The following is a 17,551-nucleotide window of genomic DNA, read 5'->3' on the forward strand; positions in this document are numbered from 1 at the left end:
GGTCCTCCGGTTCTTTTTAGGACGTCACCCCGGCTAGCCTTGAGCCTCATGAGCCCCTCTTCTTCCTCCACGCATGATTCGACTACACGCGGCGAGTCCGCTGCCCCGCAGCGGGCATCGAAGGACCAGCTGCGCGCCGAGGTGCTGATCATCGGCGGTGGCCCGGCGGGCGCTGCGGCGGCGTATCACGCCGCCCGGGCGGGCTGGGACACCCTCGTGATCGATATGGCGGATCACGCCACCGAGCCGCGCGATAAGACCTGCGGGGACGGGCTGACCCCACGCGCCGTGGGTGCCCTGGAGGCGATGGGGGCAGGCCACCTGCTGGACGGCCACCCACGGATCAAGGGGCTGAAGCTGCACGGCTTCGGCGGCTCGATCACCGCGCCCTGGCCTGAGCACGAGAAGTTCCCGGCCCGTGGGTCCGCGATCCCGCGCAGCGACTTCGACGCCGCCCTGCTGCGCCACGCGATCGACGCCGGGGCTCGCTTCCAGGGCGGACTGAAGGCGGTGGGTGTCTCCGAGGGCGGGCGGACCGTGACCTGCCAGGCCGTCGGCGGGCGCGCTGGGAAGGCTGCGGGGACCAACCGCGAGGTACCGACCACGGAGATCCGCACGGAGTTCCTCGTCCTCGCCGAGGGCGTGCGCTCCACCATCGCCCGGCAGCTGGGCGTGCAGTGGGAACGCGGCATCGTCCACGGCATCGCCGCCCGCAGCTACGTGGAGACCCCGCACGCCGATGAGCCGTGGATCCACTCCCACCTGGAGCTGCGCGACCACGAGGGCACCGCGCAGCCCGGCTACGGCTGGATCTTCCCGCTCGGCACCCCCATGACCGGCGGGCAGGCGGGCAACGGGGAGGATGCCAACCCCACCCCACAGGTGAACCTGGGCTGCGGGGCGCTGACCACCACGCAGCGGCCAGCGAAGGTGAACACCAAGAAGCTGCTGACCCACTACGCCGACCAGGTGCGCGAGGAATGGGAGCTCGGCACCCCGCAGCGCATCACCAGCGCCCTGTTGCCGATGGGTGGGGCCGTCACGCGGGTGGCGGGCCGGAACTGGGCCGTCATCGGCGACTCCGCCGCCCTGGTCAACCCGCTGAACGGCGAGGGCATCGACTACGGGTTGGAGTCCGCCCGCTTCCTCGTCGAACTGCTGGACGACGCCCGCCGCAACCCCGACGGACTGCGCTACGCCTGGCCCGCCCGGCTGCGCCAGGAGTACGGCGACGCCTTCGCCCTGGCCCGCCGCCTGGGCATGCTGCTGACCATGCCGGGCCTGCTGGCCGCCATCGGCCCGGTGGGCATGCGCGGGCCGTTGGCTCACACGGTAATGAACTCCGCGGCCCGCCTGATGGGCAACCTCGTCACCCCGCAGGACCGGGATCTCACGGCGAAGCTGTGGCTCGGCGCGGGCAAGCTCTCCCGCGGAGTGGATAAGCTCCTCGCTGCGGACTCGCGCCCCCTCTTCGGCCGCCACTAGGCCCGGAAAAGCACGAAAGCCCAGGTTTCCCGTGGGCTTTCGTTATCTCCGGGGCAGAACGCGCCCGGGCTACGTGGCCAAGCGGGGACTGCGCCCCGAAGCTATGCCAGCGAACTAGTCCAGCGGCTTCGTGCCGCTGTGCAGCGCAACGATACCGCCGGTGAGGTTCTGCCAGCCCACATTCTCCCAACCATGGGCGCGGATCTCGCGGGCCAGCGCCTCCTGATCCGGCCACGCGCGGATGGATTCCGCGAGGTACACATAGGACTCCGGATTGGAGCTGACCACCTTCGCCACCGCGGGCAGCGCGCGCATCAGGTACTCCTTGTACACGGTCGCGAAGACGGGGATGACCGGCGTCGAAAACTCCGCGATCGCGAGCTTGCCACCCGGCTTCGTTACCCGGGCCATCTCCTGCAACCCGGCGCGGAAGTCCACCAGATTACGCAGACCGTAACTGATCGTCACGGCGTCGAAAGTATTGTCCGCGAACGGCAGATTCAGGCCATCGGCGCAGATCATCGGCACGTCCCGGTGCGAACCCGCCCGCAGCATGCCCAGCGAGAAGTCCGCGGCCACGCAATACGCGCCGGACTCCGCCAGCTCCTCGGTGGACACGCCCGTGCCCGCGGCAAGGTCCAGCACCTTATCCCCCGGCGCGAGATCCAGGCGGCGGCGCGTGCGCTTGCGCCACAGCCGGTCCTGGCCGAAGCTCAGCACCGTATTCGTGATGTCGTAGTTCTTCCCCACGGCATCGAACATCGTGGCCACTTCGCGCGGATCTTTTTCCAGACTTGCCCTAGACATAAATTCTCATGCTACCCGGCATACCGGCCAGCACCATCACGCAGTAATGGCCTGCTGGTAGTAGCCCATCAGCTGCTCGCACAGCGCGGGCCAGGTCTTGCCCTGCACGCGGGTCAATGCCGCGGCGGCAAACTGTTCCTGAGCACCGTCCGCAATGATCTTCCCCACGGCTCCTGGGAGTTCCTCGGCGAAGCGTTCCGGGTCGAGCAGGAAGCCGCTCACCCCGTCCTCGACGAGGTCCACCGGCCCGCCGGCACGGGGCGCGACCACCGGCAGCCCCGAGGCCTGCGCCTCCTGGATCGCCTGGCAGAAGGTCTCGAAGCGCCCCGGGTGGACGAACACGTCCAGGGACGCGAAGGCCACGGCCAGCTCCTCTCCGTAGAGCGCGCCGGTGAACACCGCGGTCGGTATGAGCTTCTCCAGTTCCTCCCGTTCCGGCCCGTCACCGACGATCACCAGCTGCACGTCTTCCCTGTCATTTAAGGACGCCAGGTTCGCCACATCCTTCTCCGCGGCCAGGCGGCCCACGAAGCCCACCAGCTTGCGTGGCTCGGCCGGGGCTGCGGTCCTGCGCTTGGCCTGGCCTTCCTCCCGCCACTGGCCGCGCAGCTCCGCGCTGCGCTTGGCGGGGTGGAAGCGCTGCGTATCCACGCCGCGCCCCCAGTGGTGCACCCGCTGCACGCCGTGCTCCCGCAGCTGCTCGATCGTCGGCGAGCTCGGCGCGAGGGTCAGCGCGGAGTTGTTGTGCATCGCGCGCACCCAGCGCCAGGACATGTTCAGCAGGAAGGTGAGCTTGTAGTGCTCCGTGAAGCCGGGGACGTCTGTCTGATAGACCGCCACCTGTGGCACCTTCAGCGCCTTCGCGGCGAATACTCCCGCCCCGCCGAGGACGAATGGGCTGGCCAGGTGCACCACGTCCGGCTGGAACTGCTTCAGCAGCTTATAGACCCTCGGCAGGGGCACGCCGATGGGCAGGGAATTGATCGGCGGGAGGTTCACCGCGGGCACCCGGTGGATCGGAAAGCCCGCGTAGGTATCGCCGGGGCCCGGTTCGCTGGTGCTGGCTACGGACGCATCCCCGGCGGGAGCATCCCCGGCCGGCGGTTGCCAGCCCGGCGGGCGCGGCGCGATGACCATCGCATCGTGCCCTTCCCGTCGCAGGTGCTCCAGCAGCCGCAACACCGAATTGGAAACCCCATTCACGATGGGGATGAAGCTCTCCGCGATGATCGCAACCCTCATTGTTCTCCCTGCTGCGCCTTCCATGAGTTTTCTCGCCACCGGACCAGCAGCCACAGACCCCCGCTCAGCACCATCGCCACGACGAGCGAGGAGAGCGCGGGTATCCAGGCCAAGGTCCAGCCGCGGCCTTGCACCTTCACATTGCGGGGATCGGACTTCTGGTACTCCACCCGCACCCGCTGGCCTGCCTCCAGGCCGATCGGGTACAGCAAGCCCCGGTCGGGTTGGTGGTAGATCCCGTACTCATCCGGGAAGCGCACGGTTGTTCGCAGCACCCCGACGTTGACGACATCCGCCGTGGCGAACGCTTGGTCCCTACCGATGCGGTAGTCGTTCAGCGCGGCGGTCGCCACCATGCCCAGGCAGACGGCCGCGGCGAATGCCGTGAAGGCCGCGACGAGTTGCTTGCCGCGGCGGAAGCGGGTCGGGGTCGGCTGCGCAGCGGCCGGCTCCTTCCCCACCACGGCCTGACCCATGGCCTGTTCGCTGGCCTGCTCCGTGGCCCCGGGCTGCTCAGCGTTCGCCGGCACTGCCACGCCCGCTGACGCGGTCCCCTGTTCGGGGTTCACCGGCTTATTCACCCGGGGTCACCTTGCCCCGGATCGACTTCTCCAGCGCCACGCGCCCACCCCGGTCCACGAAGGCCTCCACGACCAGCACCCCGCCGCCCCGGCGCCCCGGCACCAGGCCCAGCTTCTCCCCGGCCTCGCCGTCCAGGTCGCCGTGTTCCAGCGCGTCCAGCACCTCGGCGAGCTCCGCCGGGTTGTGAACCCCCACCCAATCCACGCCGGCGGACTCGCACAGCCCAGCCAGCTTCGCGCCCGTGCCGGTACCGAAGACCCGCTCGAAGGCCGGGGTGCCGTCGTCGAAACTCCGCAGGCTATCCCCGCCGGGCTCGAGGGTCTCGAAGATCGCGCCGCCGTCGTCGTTGGCGACCACAATCACCAGGTTCTCCGGGCTGGGCTCATCCGGACCAAAGTGCAGGCCGTTGACGTCATGAAGGAAGGAAAGGTCCCCGAGCAGGGCAAACGTCCGCGGGGCGCGGATCGCCGTCGGGTCGGCGGAGGCGTGCGCAAGGGCCGTGCCCACCGCGGTGGACACCAGGCCGTCGATGCCCGCGGCACCACGGTTGGCGACCGTACGCACCCCGTCGAAGGGCAGGCCCACCCGGGCGATATCGCGGATCGGCGAAGAGGCGCCGACGAACAGCGCGTCGCCGTCGCGCAGAGAATCCGCCAGCACCGCAGCCACGTGCAGCCCGGTGAACGCCCCGTCCGCGGTGGCCTGAGCGATGCCGTCGCGCACCGCCTCCGCCCCCAGCTCGGAGACACCGCGGCAGACCTGCAGCCAGGACTGCGGCGACTCGCCGGTCACGCGCACCGTGCTCGCAACCCGGTCGGCGGTCAGCGCCACGTCGGTGGGCTGCTCGACCTCGGTGAGGACCGTGATGGAAATGTCCTCGCTGGCTAGCAGCTGGGTCACCGGGCGGTGCAGGGTCGGCCGGCCAAGCACGATGACCTGCTCCGGGCGCGTGGCCGCGGAGTACTCCCCGTGGGAGACCAGGCCGGTGGTGAACATCGCGGCGGCTGCCGGGTGCACCGGGAAGTCCGGCGCCGGGCTGGTGGGTTCGGCCAGGACGGGCAGGTCGCCGAGCTCCTCCAGCTGCTCGCGGGCCCACGCCCGGTCGCTGACCGACCCCGCGATGACGAGGGTGCGCTTGGACGCGTCCACCGACACCTCACCGTAGGGCAGGCGCGCGGACTGCTTCGGTAGGACGTAGGTTCGGGCCGGCGCGCTCGGCCGCTCGGCCGCCGTCGCGCGGGCGGGCTCCTCCGCGAGCTGGCGGGCCAGGAGGGTCAGCTGGGTGATGGACTTCGGCACCAGTGGCTCCCGCAGCGGGATGTCGAGGTGCGCCCCACCGCCCCGGGAAGGGTGGGTGGCTGCGCGGAGCAGCTCGTCGACCTTGACCCGGACGCGGCGGACCAGCGGGTTCGTGGTGTTTAGGGCTGCGGCTGGGGCCGAATCGGCGGCACCGGCCGCGGTGTTGGCGCTAGCGGACGGCGCAGCGGCGCTGGCAGTCACGGCGTCGATCGCGGCGTCCAGCTCCAGGGTGGCGACCGCGTGGGCGCCGAAGATCTCACGCTGCTGGATGGTCTGGTTCGCCCCCGTCCCCACCATCGACCACGGCCGGTTGGCGGAAAGGATCAGCAAGGGCACGTTCGTGGCCGTGGCTTCCACCATCGCGGGCAAGCAGTTGGCAACAGCCGTGCCGGAGGTCATCACCACCGGAACCGGTGTATTCGAGTACTTCGCCAGCCCCAGGGCCAGGAAAGCCGCGGAACGCTCGTCGGTGCGCACGTGCAGCCGCAGCCGCCCGGCGCGGCTGGCCTCCGCGAAAGCCAAGGCCAGCGGGGCGGAGCGCGAGCCCGGGCACACCACGGCCTCCCGAACCCCGTTGCGAATCAGCTCGTCGACTAGTACCGCGCCGAGCAGTACTGCGGGAGAGGGCTGATCAAGGGTCTCGGGAGTGCTCTGGGTGTTGCTGTTTTTCACACCCCATAACCTACGTGACCACGCCCCGGCGGGGCGACGGGCATGGTTCGGCCCAGGAATGTTCATTAATGCTGAACGTTCAGTGTTAGTGAACACGCCTCGCAACTTCCGGCCGAAATCACCATCGTTAGGGTGGGAACTATGGAGCTATCTTCCCTAGATCGGGGACACTTCCGTGCGCTCATTATCGGCGCAGGCCAGGCCGGGCTCGCCGCCGCCCACGAACTGTGGCGCCGTGGCCTTGTTCCGGGCGAAGACTTCCTCGTGCTGGACGCCAACGACGGCCCCGGCGGCGCCTGGCGTCACCGCTGGGACTCCCTCACCTTGGGCTCCGCCCACGGCATCGCGGACCTGCCCGGCCTGCCGATGGACCGCCCCGACCCCAGCGTCCCTGCCTCCCGGTTGGTCGCCGAGTACTACGGTGCATACGAGGAGAAATTCGGCTTGGGCGTTGTGCGGCCCGCCCACGCCACCCGCGTGGGATCCGCTGGTGATCAGCTCGCCGTCACCGCCACCGGACCGGACTCCCCGAGCACCACGATCACCACGGACATCCTCCTCAACGCCACCGGGACGTGGAACAGCCCGCACGTGCCGCACGTCCCCGGTATCGAGACCTTCCGCGGCCGCCAGCTGCACACGAAGGACTACACCCGCAAGGAGGACTTCGCCGACCTGCGCACCCTCGTCATCGGGGGTGGGCTGTCGGCCGTGCAATTCCTCCTGGAGCTCCAGGAAGTTACCGAAACCATCTGGGCCACCCGCCGCCCGCCGAACTTCACCTCCCGGGAGTTCGATGCCACCTGGGGCCTGGAGGTCGAGCAGTCCGTCCGCGAGCGCACCTCCCACGGCCAGGCGCCCGCCTCCGTGGTGCGCACCACCGGCATCCCCCAAGTCGAGCGCTATCTGCAGGGGGTCGCCGACGGCGTGCTCGTCTCCCGCGGCATGTTCGACCGCGTCACGCCGAGCGGCGTGGTGTTCGGCTCCCCGCTCGCCACGACCACCGGCGGGGTCGGCCCCACTGCCCACGATGAGCTGCAGGTGCCCGAATCCTGGGCGCCCTACTCTCCGGGCACCGAGGTGGACGTCGACGTCATCTTCTGGAACACCGGCTTCCGCCACTCCCTGCGCCACCTCGCCCCGCTGAAGCTGCGGGAGCCGGGCGGGGGAATCCTCATGGACGGCGAGGTGCGCGTGGCCAAGGACTCGCGGGTGCTGCTCGTCGGCTACGGCTCGACCGCCTCCACGGTGGGAGCGACTCGTGCTGGCAGGAGGGCTGGCCAGGCAGCGGTGCGTTACCTCGAGGAATCACGGTAGCCTGCAGTCGCCTCATGCCCTCGTCCACGCTTCAGAGCACAGCACGGGCCATAACCCGCCCCACCCCTTGCCCCATGCGTACGTTTTAGCGTACGTTCAAGGTGGAGGTATGACAATGACATCACTGAGTGCCACTAATGCTCGAGCAAATCTTTACCGACTCATCGACCAAGTTAACGAAGAATCTGAGGAAGTAACGATCACTGGGCAGCGAGGCAACGCTGTACTCGTCGGTGAGGAAGACTGGCGTGCGATCCAGGAGACATTGCACCTGATGTCCATCCCGGGAATGACAAACTCCATTCGGCAGGCCCAGGAGGAAGGGATCGAAGCCGGCTCCACGGAGCTTGACTGGTGAGCACCTGGCAGCTCGTGTTCTCGCGACAGGCTCAGAAAGACGCGAAAAAGCTAGCCAACTCTGGGCTCAAGCCGAAAGCCCAGGCCCTACTGGAGGTCCTGAGAAGCGACCCATTCGGGACGCCACCTCGGTTTGAGAAGCTGGTGGGCGATCTCTCCGGCTGCTACTCCCGAAGGATCAACATCCAGCACCGGCTGGTCTATGAAGTGAATTCGGATAAGCGCGTCGTCCACGTACTGCGGATGTGGACCCATTACGAGTGAGCGAGCCTCACTCCCCCAGCTCGGCAGCCGCGGCCTCCATCCTGTGGATCCACCACTGCCGACGGTCCGCCTCCACCGCGTAGCGCTCCAGCACCGCCGGATCGGGCTCGAGCGCGCCGGTAAGCATCGCACCGTCCCTGATCTCCCGCGCCCCCACGTCCGCGGCGAACAGTGAGCCCGTCGCCAGCCCCGCAGCGTTCGGCCCATCCTGGCCGAACATCCCGGCCTCCTTCCCCACCTGCGCCACCAGGGCTGCGGCCTGCAGGCCCGCGCCAATGCCCACCGCGGTATCCAGCGCGGAGCTAAGCGTCAGGCTCACCCCGTGGGCCGCCACCTGGCGCGCGACCTCCACGACCTGGTCGATGCCACCCAGCGGGGCAACCTTGACCACGGCCACATCGCACGCCCCGGCCTCCACCACGGCCAACGGGTCCGAAGCCTTGCGGATCAGCTCGTCGGCCGCGATCCGCACCGGGGCACCGCCCGGCGCGATCCCCTCATCGGCCAGCCGCTGCCGCAGTTCCGCGAGCTCCGCCACCGTCGCGCACGGCTGTTCCACGTAGTCCAGGCACTCGCCCGCCACATCCTCTGCCGCCAGCTGCGAGATCCCCGCCAGCGCCTGATCCACCGACCAGCCCGCGTTCGCATCCACGCGGATCCGGGGCCGAGCGACCCCCTGCTCGGCGAACCAGGCCCGCACGGCACGCACGCGCGCGACATCCTGGGCCATCGCAACATCAAAGCTCTGCTCCCGCAGCACGGCCGGCTCAGCGACCTTCACCTTCACCGTCGTGCACCCCTGGTATCGAGCCATCAGCTCCCCCACCTGCTGCGGATTCGCCTGCGCATCCACCGCCGGCATCGTGGCGTTCACCGGCACCCCGACCCCCGCCGGGACCTGCAACGCGGCATGATCCGCCGCGGCACCCTGTGGCCGGGCGGTGGCGTCGTCGTCAAGAAGAAGGGAATGAACCACCGCACTGCGCAACCAGCGGGAAGACTCCGCGGGACCGTATTCCAGGAAGGGCGCGAACTCCACCCACCCACCGGGCGTTGGCACAAGCATGGCCTCGCGGGTATCGATGCCTCGGAAACGCGTGCGCATCGGCAGGGCCACCACGTGCGCGTGCTCCCGGGCGTGGCGGAGGAACTCGTCGAGCTGCTGCTGAGTGATATTCACGCCACCCACCCTAGGCGAGCGGCCAGACACCTAATATGGGCAGGCATGAGCGAAAACAAGGTTTCCGAGATCTTCGACCCCACCGCCTGGCGCGAGGTTGAGGGATTCGACTTCACCGACATCACCTACCACCGCCACACCGGCGAGGGCCGCGCCAACGGCATCGTCCGCATCGCCTTCGACCGGCCGGAGGTGCGCAACGCCTTCCGCCCGCACACCGTCGACGAGCTGTACCGCGCGCTCGACCACGCGCGCCGCACCCCGGATGTCGGCACCATCCTGCTGACCGGTAACGGCCCGTCCCCGAAGGACGGCGGCTGGGCGTTCTGCTCCGGCGGTGACCAGCGCATCCGCGGGCGTTCCGGTTATCAGTACGCCACCAGCCACGATTCGGACGTCGCCGCCGCTGGTGCCGAAGGCGTGGACGAGGCCCGCGCGAAGGTCGAGGGTGGCCGCCTGCACATCCTGGAGGTTCAGCGGTTGATCCGCACCATGCCGAAGGTCGTGATCTGCCTGGTCAACGGCTGGGCCGCCGGCGGTGGGCACAGCCTGCACGTGGTCTGCGACCTGACCCTGGCTTCCCGCGAGCACGCGAAGTTCAAGCAGACGGACGCGGACGTCGGCTCCTTCGACGCCGGTTACGGTTCCGCGTACCTGGCCAAGCAGGTGGGCCAGAAGTTCGCCCGCGAGATCTTCTTCCTCGGCGAGGCCATCGACGCCGAGACGATGCACCAGATGGGTGCCGTGAACCGCGTGGTGGACCACGCTGACCTGGAGACCACCGCGATCGAGTGGGCGCGGAAGATCAACACCAAGTCCCCGACCGCACAGCGCATGCTGAAGTTCGCCTTCAACCTGACCGACGATGGCCTGATGGGCCAGCAGGTCTTCGCTGGTGAGGCCACCCGCCTGGCTTACATGACCGACGAGGCCGTGGAGGGCCGCGACTCCTTCCTGGAGAAGCGCGAGCCGAACTGGGACGAGTTCCCGTACTACTACTAGGCCGGGCGGCCGGCGCTAGCCGCGAAGCTTATTCCACGCCGGGGGCATCGGGGCCTGCACATCCAGCTCCTCGCCGCCCGGCAGCGGGATCACCAGCCGGGAGGCGTGCAGCATCAGCATCCGCACGCCTTTCTCCGCGGCCGCTTGGTTCGCGGCCTTATCCCCGTAGCGGGAATCCCCGATGATCGGGTGGCCCAGGTGCTGCAGGTGCACACGGATCTGGTGCTTCCGGCCCGTCAACAGCTGCGCCTCCACGAGGGTTCCCCCACGCCCCCAGGGTTTCTTCACCCACAGCTTCGTCTCCGCCTGCTGCCCGGCGCGACGGTCCACCACCGTGGCTGCCCCCGTCTTCCGCAGCGGGGCGTCGATCCTTCGCGGCTGCTTGCCTGACTTTTTCACGGCGCCACCGACTACCGCCAGGTAATAGCGCTGGATATCCTCCCCGCCCCCGCGCAGGAGCTCCTGCAGGTGACGCAGCATCTTCGAGTTCTTCGCCACGATCAGCAGCCCGGAGGTCTCCTTATCCAGCCGGTGCGCCAGCTCCAGCTCCTTATCCTCTGGCGGCAGCACGCGCAGCGCCTCGATCACCCCGGCCTTAACCCCACTGCCCACGTGCACGGCGATGTTGGCGGGCTTATTCACGATGAGCAGGTTTTCGTCCTCAAAAACGATGTGCCGGGACAACCTACGGGCCAGCTGCTCGGCTGCCTTGCGATCGCCTGCGGGCTTCGGCTTCGCCTCGGCGACCTCGAGGGCGGGCAGGTGGACCTTATCGCCGGCGACGGTGCGCTGGTCGGGCTTGCATTTCGCGCCGTTGACCGTGATCTGCTTGGTGCGCATCATGCGGAACAGTACCGTGGCGGGCACGCCCTTGATCTGGGAGCGGATGTATTTATCCAGGCGGCGGTCCGCCTGGGAGTCGCTCACGATCAGGGTCTGGGGTTCGGAATGCTTCATGGTGGCTCTGGGCTCTATCTGTAGCAGATCGGGCGGGAGACCCCACTGGTGCCCGGCTGCTCAGCCGGGCGACACCCCCGCTACGCAGCCAAGTAGAGTCGGACAGGTGAGTACTAATAATGAGACGCAAGAACTAGGCCGCTTCGGCGAGCGCGGGGACGGACACTCGAAGTTCATTTACCCCGCGAAGATCGACGACGGCGCCGGCATGGCGACGCTCGAGGCCTTCGAGGTCTCCGCGAAGAGCCTCAAGGCTGCCCGCGGCATGCTCTCCCAGGTGCTGGACGGGCGCAGCTCGATCCTGCCAGTCCCCGATGCCGACTCTCCGGATGCGGGCGCCAGCGAAGAGCTGAAGAAGGTTATGCGGGCAGGCGAGCCGGTCGAGGCCGGCACCCTCGTGGCCACCACGTCCGGCTCCACGGGCACCCCGAAGGGCGCGCTGCTCTCCGCCGCGAACCTGCGCTCCTCCGCCCGCGCCACCGAGCAGGTGCTGCGCAAGAAGCTAAAGGTAGAGCCTGGCCCGTGGCTGCTGGCTCTGCCGGCCCACCACATCGCGGGCCTGCAGGTGATCCTGCGTGGCATGATGGCCGGTTTCACCCCGGTCGCCACCACCGCGCTGATCGAGGGCACGGGCTTTAGCGTGTCCGGTTTCGCAGCCGATGCCGCCGCGCTGAAGAAGCGCTTCCCGCACGAAGATCTGCACACCTCGCTGGTCCCGCCGCAGGTGCACTCCCTGTTGGAGTCCGAGGAAGGCATCGAGGCGCTGAAGCTCTTCGGCGCTGTTCTCATCGGTGGTGCGGCGCTGGGCGATAAGGCCCGACAGCAGCTGGACGAGGCCGGCGTGAACTACGTCCTGACCTACGGTTCCAGCGAGACCAGCGGCGGGATGGTCTACGACGGCCAGGCCCTGCCGGGCGCGACTGTACGCATCGAGGATGCGGACGCCAACGGCGCCGGGCGCATCGTCCTCGAAGGCCCGATGGTCGCCCGCGGTTACCGCAACAAGGACGAGGACTGTTTCCCCGAACTCGGGGTCTACCGCACCAGCGACATCGGCGCCCTGGACGGGGACACATTACAGGTGCTGGGCCGCGCCGACGGTGCGATCAACACCGGCGGCGTGAAGGTTCTGCCCGAGCAGTCGGAGGACGCCACCCGCTCCCACGCTGTCGTGGACGGCGAGGCTATCAGCGAGGTCTGTGTTTCTGGTGTTTCCGACGAGCACTGGGGCGAGGCCGTTGTCGCAGTGCTGCGCACCGCTGGTGCTGAGGCCTCCGGCGAGCCGGTGGAGGTCACCGACGCCGTGCGCTCCTCCATGCGGGAGGCAGGTTGCGCGCATTACCTCATTCCGCGGCGTGCCTTCGCCGTCACGGAGCTGCCGAAGACCGGCCCGGGCAAGCTGGATCGCATCGCGATCGCGGAGCTCGCCCGCCAGGCCGTCGCCGCGAACTAGCGGTTTTCCGTCACCACCCGCAGCGCGGAGACTGCCGCGCCGTCCGTCTCCTGCAGCATCAGCGGGTCGGTGCGCGGCATGGGGGAGATCGTCATATCCGCGCGCATGTCCTGCAGCGGGATGCCGACCATGTGCACCCGCGGATCAACCTGCCCGTCCTCGCGAATCAGCCGGCTCGTCGCCAGCTCGACCTCTGGGGCGCGGGAGGCGGTGCCGTCGCCGCGCAGCCAGGTGCGCATCCGGCCGGCATCCTTAAGCTGCTGGCTCAGCGGATCCGCGGTGCTACGCACGTCCGGCTTGTGCAGCCACGCATCCACCAGGGTGCGGGATTCCACCGGCTCCTCCCGGGTCACCGGAGAGGTCATGACGAACGCGGGAGTCTCGGGGTCGACCACCATCGTCGGGTGCGCGCCCAGGAAGCGGACGTAACCGGCGTCCACCAGGCACAGCAGCTCCGCGGTGCGGAAGGCCGGCGGCCCGGAGCCCACCATCTGACCCACGCGCTTGAGCTCCGCGTAGGCACTCCGGCGAGACTCGGTGGTGAACCGGCCGGGCTCGTCCACGACGGCGGCGGGCTTGCGGGCCGCACCGATGGCCTGCAGCCCCATCCTCACCGCCGATTCGCGAGCGGACTGCGCCTCGGCGAGGTCCTCGGCCAAACCATCGGCAATGCGGGCGGTGAGCTCGTCGATGCTCTGGCCTGCTTCCCCGGCCTGTTCCGCGAAGCGCGCAACGGGGTCGGCGTGATACGGCAGGTCGAAGCGGTTTTCCTTGGCCACCAGCCCATCCAGGCGGTTGTCCTCGTGCAGCCGCCACGGGTCGGTCGCCGGGTCGTCGATGATTTCGGTGACCTTCTTTAGGACGTCAGGTTCGGCTGCCAGCAGAACCCGGTAGTAGGCCTCTTGCGCGTCCCGCAGGATCGCAGGCCACAGGGTCTCGCCGAAGTCCAGGCTATTCGCCGGAATCTGTGCGGGTTCCAGGTCCGCGACGGCGGCCTTGAAGCGAGGCAGCCAGGCCGCGGGAGGCAGCGAGCCGAAGACCGGCTTCGGCTGGTACGGGTAGCCGTGGTGGGAGGTGACCACGAGCTTCGGCTCCCGGCCGGAGGGCTCGTAGCGCAGGCCCGAGCGGGCGTCGGCGTCCGAAATAAACCGCCCACCGCGGTCGATGGTGAGCATGGCCATGAGGTCGAAGAAGCCCATCCCCAGGCCGCGGACGAGCACCTCCTCCTGGGATTCCTCCCAGCTGGGGATCTGGCTGATCTGCTGGTCGGCGGGATTGCCGGGGTGGACCCAGGTGAGGGCTGGGTGCATGTCCACGGCGGATGCGGTGAAGCTCTCCATCGCATCGGGGGTGGTGTCGGCCCAGCCGATGGCGAGGACGGTGGCGTCCGCGAGGATCGTGGTGCCGTTGTCTAGGGTGATGCGGTCGCGGGTGGGCTGGCCTTCGCCGTTGCCCGCTTCGGCGCCGACCCCGGTTACGGAGCCTCCCGGAACCTCCTCGATCTTGGTGGCGCGGGCGAGGTGCTGGTGCACCGAAATCCCCTCCGGGAGCATGCCCAGCACCACGCTGAATACCCAGCGCAGGTACTCGCCATAGAGGGCACGGCTGGGGTGGGATTCGGGCCGGGTTTCAGCGATCTCTGCGGCGTAGTCCGCCAGGGACCACCCGGCACCCGCGGCAGAGGCGGATTCTCCGGCCTCCGCGGCCTCCCCCGAGGGACTCTCCGCAGCCCGGGACTCACAATTTGCCGAGGTCAGCGAGCCACGCTCAACCCCAACGCTCAGCGGAAGGCGAGTGAACAGCTCTGTCTTTTTTCCGCCCGGATCCCGCCCTGAATCCAACTCTTCGCCGCGGATGAGCATGATCCACTCGTGCATGGTCGGCCCCTCCACCACGGGCGCTGTAACGCTAGCTCCGGGCTCAGTGAAGAGGGTAACCGCATCGGCCAGAGTGTTCATGCACAGGGTCTTGGTCTGGTCGGTTCGCCAGACTTTCCCCTCCCCCGGCCGCACCTCGTCAACCACATGAATATCCAGGTGACTGGGGGTTTTACTCGGATCGAGCTGGCGGTAATCGGCGGCGAGGCGCTCCAGGATGGAAATGCCTCGCGGGCCACCTCCGATGATCGCGATGGTGGGCGTTGAATCGGTCATGGTCCTTGGGCTGGTCATGATGGCCATCTTATCGTGAAGATTTTTTCGTGATACCCTTGCCCTCACCCCTATAGACAGATCTGTTCATTTTTATTCACAGGAGGGAATACTCATGTCCCCCGGCTTGCCCCGCACCCAGGGCACGTCCAGGCGCCGCACCCGGCGCCCCATCAGATCGGTGATCACCCTGCTCACCGCCGTCGTCCTCGGCCTTGGCGGACTCACCGCCTGCAGCAGCGCCGGCGGTTCCGAGGAGAACCCGGCCGAGCTGACCTACCTCGATTCCCTCCCCTTCAATAACCTCTACCCACCGACCGCGGGCTTCTACCCCAACGGAGGCGTGGTCAACAACATCACCGACCGGCTGCTGTGGCAGGACCCGGACACCCTCGAGCTCCACCCGTGGATCGCCACCGACCTGCCGGAGGTCAACGAGGACGCCACCGAGTTCACCTTCCACCTACGCGACGGGGTCACCTACTCCGACGGCACCCCGCTGGACGCGGAGAACGTCGTCAAGAACTTCGACCTCTTCGGCCTCGGGAACACGGAGAACAAGCTCACCGCCTCCGAACAGATCAGCTCCTACGAACGCGGCGAGGTTATCGACGATTCCACCGTTCGCTTCCACTTCAGCGAGCCCGAGCCCGGCTTCCCCCAGGCCGCCAGCTCCATCAACGCCGGGCTGCTGGCCAACGCCTCCCTGGAGATGACGGACGAGGGCTTCGCCCCTGGTTCGGCCCGCAAGGTCATTGGCTCCGGCCCCTTCGTCATCACCGGCGAGAAGCGCAACCGCGAACTGACCCTGAGCGCCCGGAAGGACTACAACTGGGCCCCACCGGTCTTCGCCGAACGCGGACTGAACACCGAGCGCCCGGAGCTGGACACCGTGCGCGTCGTCGTCGCCAAGGAGGACAGCGTCCGCGTCGGCGGGCTCAAGGCCGGGCAGGCAGATATCGCCCGCCAGATCGAGGCCCCGGAGGAAAAGCACCTCTCCAAGGCCGGAATCAACATCCACGCGGCACCGACCAGTGGCGTGAATAACGGCCTGGCCTTCCGCTTCCGCCACCCGCTGCTGCAGGACATCCGGGTGCGCCAGGCGATCATCGCCGGCGTGGACCGCGAGAAGATCCTGCGCACCTTGTTCTCCGACTCCTACCCGCTGGCCACCTCCACCCTCGCCCACACCGCGCAGGGTTACGAGGAACAGAAGGGCGCCTACGAGTTCGACCCGGATAAGGCCCGCAGGCTCCTCGGCGAGGCCGGCTGGACCGTCGGGCACGACGGTATTCGCACGAAGGACGGCAAGCGCCTGCGTCTGGTCGTCAACGACGCCCCACAGCAGCCCCGCACCCGGGAGGTCGTCACGATGCTGCAGCAACAACTGCGCGACGTCGGCATCGACGCGCAGCTGCACCCCGGCGACGTCGCCGCCCAAAAGGCAGCCCAGACGGACGAAAACCAGGTGCAGCTCAACCTCACGATGGTGGGCCGCGCCGACTACGACGTCATTAAAAGCCAGTACTACTCCGAGAACCGCAACGCGCTGCTGAACATGCACCCCGACGAGTCCATCGGCGATGAGAAGCTCCAGCAGCTCCTGCTCGACGTCGCGCAGTCCCCCACCGAGGAGCAGCGCGCCAAGGCCTCCAAGGCGGTGCAGAAGCACCTGACCGATAACGCCTACGTCCTGCCCTTCTTCGAGGAACCGCAGGTCTTCGGCGTGCACCCACACGTCCACGGCTTCCGCGCCGAGAGCATCGGCCGACCCTGGTTCTACCTGACCCGAAAGGAGGCCCAGCCATGACCGGCCGCCAGATCCTCGCCCGCATCGGCCAGGCGATCCTCGTGTTGTGGGCCACCTTCACCCTCGCTTTTATCCTGCTCACCGCGCTGCCCGGGGATGCAGTGGCCACCCGCTACGCCGACCCCGAGCTCGGGCTCTCACCGGCGCAGATCCAGCAGATGCGGGATGTGTACGGCGCCGACGAGCCCATCCTCGTGCGCTACATCAACTCCCTCACCGGGGCGCTGCGCGGGGACTTCGGAAACTCCCTGATGAATGGAGAGGCCGTGACCAGCGCCCTGGGCGCTGCCCTGCCAAACACGCTCGCACTGGCGTTCGTGGCCTTCGTGCTCGCCAGCCTGATCGCCCTGGCCCTGGCCACTCTCGCCGCCCCGGGCCGCAATAACCGTGTCAGCCGCTGGCTGGCAAACGCTCTGGCGAGCGTTCCCTCCCTGCTGGTCGCGCTGCCCGCGTTCTGGCTGGGCATCATCCTGATCCAGGTGTTCAGCTTCTCGCTGGGATGGATCCCCGTTATCGACGCCTCCCCCACCGAGTCGATCATCCTGCCCGCCATCGCCATCGCCCTGCCGCTGTCCGCACCGATGGCCCAGGTGTTGCTCCGCGGGATTCAGGACGCCTCGGCCCAGCCCTTCGTCACCGTGGTGCGGGCCCGTGGGGCCAGCCACCGCTGGGTGCTGTGGCGCAATGTCCTGCGCAACGCGATGCTCCCCGCAATGACCATCGCCGGGCTGACCTTCGGTGAGCTCATCGGTGGCGCCGTGGTCACCGAGGCAGTGTTCAGCCGCGCCGGCGTCGGCGCGATGACCGTGGACGCCGTCTCTAACCGCGATACCCCGGTGCTCATGGCCGTCGTCGTCATCAGCGCCGCGGTCTACGTGCTGGTCAACCTGGCCGTCGACCTGCTCTACCCGGTGCTCGACCCCCGGCTGCGCAGCCGCAGCGCACAACCCGCCACCGCGAATGGGAGGGACTAA

15 protein-coding genes are annotated in these 17,551 nt (G+C 68.4%); 8 read left to right on the forward strand and 7 right to left on the reverse strand.

Annotated elements, in window-relative coordinates; translation table 11 throughout:
- The first annotated feature begins 48 nt into the window (after positions 1-48).
- On the forward strand, positions 49-1,485 hold the full coding sequence (locus tag Q1V78_RS03685; RefSeq protein ID WP_300611732.1) for a geranylgeranyl reductase family protein: 1,437 nt from the start codon (positions 49-51) through the stop codon (positions 1,483-1,485).
- 114 nt (positions 1,486-1,599) lie between these two features.
- On the opposite strand, the gene Q1V78_RS03690 is transcribed toward Q1V78_RS03685, so the two are convergent.
- From Q1V78_RS03690 to menD, 4 genes are read right to left on the reverse strand one after another with little or no spacing between them, the layout of a single operon-like run.
- Positions 1,600-2,292: a demethylmenaquinone methyltransferase gene (locus tag Q1V78_RS03690; protein WP_300611735.1), complete on the reverse strand. Its 693-nt coding sequence runs from the start codon at positions 2,290-2,292 to the stop codon at positions 1,600-1,602.
- A 36-nt stretch (positions 2,293-2,328) separates the two neighbouring features.
- Complete coding sequence (locus Q1V78_RS03695) at positions 2,329-3,534, reverse strand: glycosyltransferase family 1 protein (RefSeq protein WP_300611737.1); 1,206 nt, start codon at positions 3,532-3,534, stop codon at positions 2,329-2,331.
- Entirely contained in the window at positions 3,531-4,115 is a 585-nt protein-coding gene (locus Q1V78_RS03700) for a DUF3592 domain-containing protein (protein WP_300611739.1), read from the reverse strand. The genes Q1V78_RS03695 and Q1V78_RS03700 overlap by 4 nt, the downstream gene beginning before the upstream one ends.
- A complete protein-coding gene (gene menD, locus Q1V78_RS03705; protein WP_300611741.1) occupies positions 4,108-6,087 on the reverse strand; it encodes a thiamine pyrophosphate-binding protein in 1,980 nt (659 codons plus the stop codon). The genes Q1V78_RS03700 and menD overlap by 8 nt, the downstream gene beginning before the upstream one ends.
- A 141-nt stretch (positions 6,088-6,228) precedes the next feature.
- On the opposite strand from menD, the gene Q1V78_RS03710 reads away from it, so the two are divergent.
- The 3 genes from Q1V78_RS03710 (at position 6,229) to Q1V78_RS03720 (ending at position 8,025) form a co-directional block, all read left to right on the forward strand.
- Complete coding sequence (locus tag Q1V78_RS03710) at positions 6,229-7,404, forward strand: NAD(P)-binding domain-containing protein (protein ID WP_300611743.1); 1,176 nt, start codon at positions 6,229-6,231, stop codon at positions 7,402-7,404.
- Positions 7,405-7,519: 115 nt separating this feature from the next.
- Entirely contained in the window at positions 7,520-7,762 is a 243-nt protein-coding gene (locus Q1V78_RS03715) for a type II toxin-antitoxin system Phd/YefM family antitoxin (protein WP_300611745.1), read from the forward strand.
- Positions 7,759-8,025, forward strand: a complete 267-nt coding sequence (locus Q1V78_RS03720) for a Txe/YoeB family addiction module toxin (protein ID WP_300611748.1) — start codon at positions 7,759-7,761, stop codon at positions 8,023-8,025. Before Q1V78_RS03715 ends, Q1V78_RS03720 begins: the two co-directional genes overlap by 4 nt.
- Before the next feature lie 7 nt (positions 8,026-8,032).
- Here Q1V78_RS03720 and Q1V78_RS03725 read toward each other — a convergent pair whose 3' ends face one another.
- Complete coding sequence (locus Q1V78_RS03725) at positions 8,033-9,205, reverse strand: o-succinylbenzoate synthase (protein ID WP_300611750.1); 1,173 nt, start codon at positions 9,203-9,205, stop codon at positions 8,033-8,035.
- A gap of 45 nt (positions 9,206-9,250) precedes the next feature.
- Between Q1V78_RS03725 and Q1V78_RS03730 the strand changes: the two genes are divergently transcribed.
- Positions 9,251-10,207 (forward strand): 1,4-dihydroxy-2-naphthoyl-CoA synthase, encoded by a 957-nt coding sequence (locus tag Q1V78_RS03730; RefSeq protein WP_041628443.1) that lies wholly within the window; start codon positions 9,251-9,253, stop codon positions 10,205-10,207.
- A 15-nt stretch (positions 10,208-10,222) separates the two neighbouring features.
- Here the strand turns inward: Q1V78_RS03730 and Q1V78_RS03735 are convergent, their stop codons facing one another.
- The gene (locus tag Q1V78_RS03735) at positions 10,223-11,164 is read right to left on the reverse strand and encodes an RluA family pseudouridine synthase (protein WP_300611753.1); all 942 of its coding nucleotides are present in this window, start codon (positions 11,162-11,164) and stop codon (positions 10,223-10,225) included.
- 106 nt (positions 11,165-11,270) lie between these two features.
- Here Q1V78_RS03735 and Q1V78_RS03740 point away from each other — a divergent pair, with 106 nt between their 5' ends.
- Positions 11,271-12,617, forward strand: coding sequence for an AMP-binding protein (locus Q1V78_RS03740; RefSeq protein ID WP_300611755.1), 1,347 nt, complete (start codon positions 11,271-11,273; stop codon positions 12,615-12,617).
- Here the strand turns inward: Q1V78_RS03740 and Q1V78_RS03745 are convergent.
- Positions 12,614-14,797, reverse strand: a complete 2,184-nt coding sequence (locus Q1V78_RS03745) for an FAD/NAD(P)-binding domain-containing protein (RefSeq protein WP_300611757.1) — start codon at positions 14,795-14,797, stop codon at positions 12,614-12,616. The genes Q1V78_RS03740 and Q1V78_RS03745 overlap by 4 nt on opposite strands.
- Positions 14,798-14,882: 85 nt before the next feature.
- Here Q1V78_RS03745 and Q1V78_RS03750 point away from each other — a divergent pair, with 85 nt between their 5' ends.
- Both Q1V78_RS03750 and Q1V78_RS03755 read left to right on the forward strand, forming a co-directional pair.
- On the forward strand, positions 14,883-16,577 hold the full coding sequence (locus Q1V78_RS03750) for a TIGR04028 family ABC transporter substrate-binding protein (RefSeq protein ID WP_300611759.1): 1,695 nt from the start codon (positions 14,883-14,885) through the stop codon (positions 16,575-16,577).
- Positions 16,574-17,551, forward strand: coding sequence for an ABC transporter permease (locus Q1V78_RS03755; RefSeq protein ID WP_300611762.1), 978 nt, complete (start codon positions 16,574-16,576; stop codon positions 17,549-17,551). Before Q1V78_RS03750 ends, Q1V78_RS03755 begins: the two co-directional genes overlap by 4 nt.

Source organism: Corynebacterium sp., assembly GCF_030152825.1.
Lineage (GTDB): Bacteria > Actinomycetota > Actinomycetes > Mycobacteriales > Mycobacteriaceae > Corynebacterium.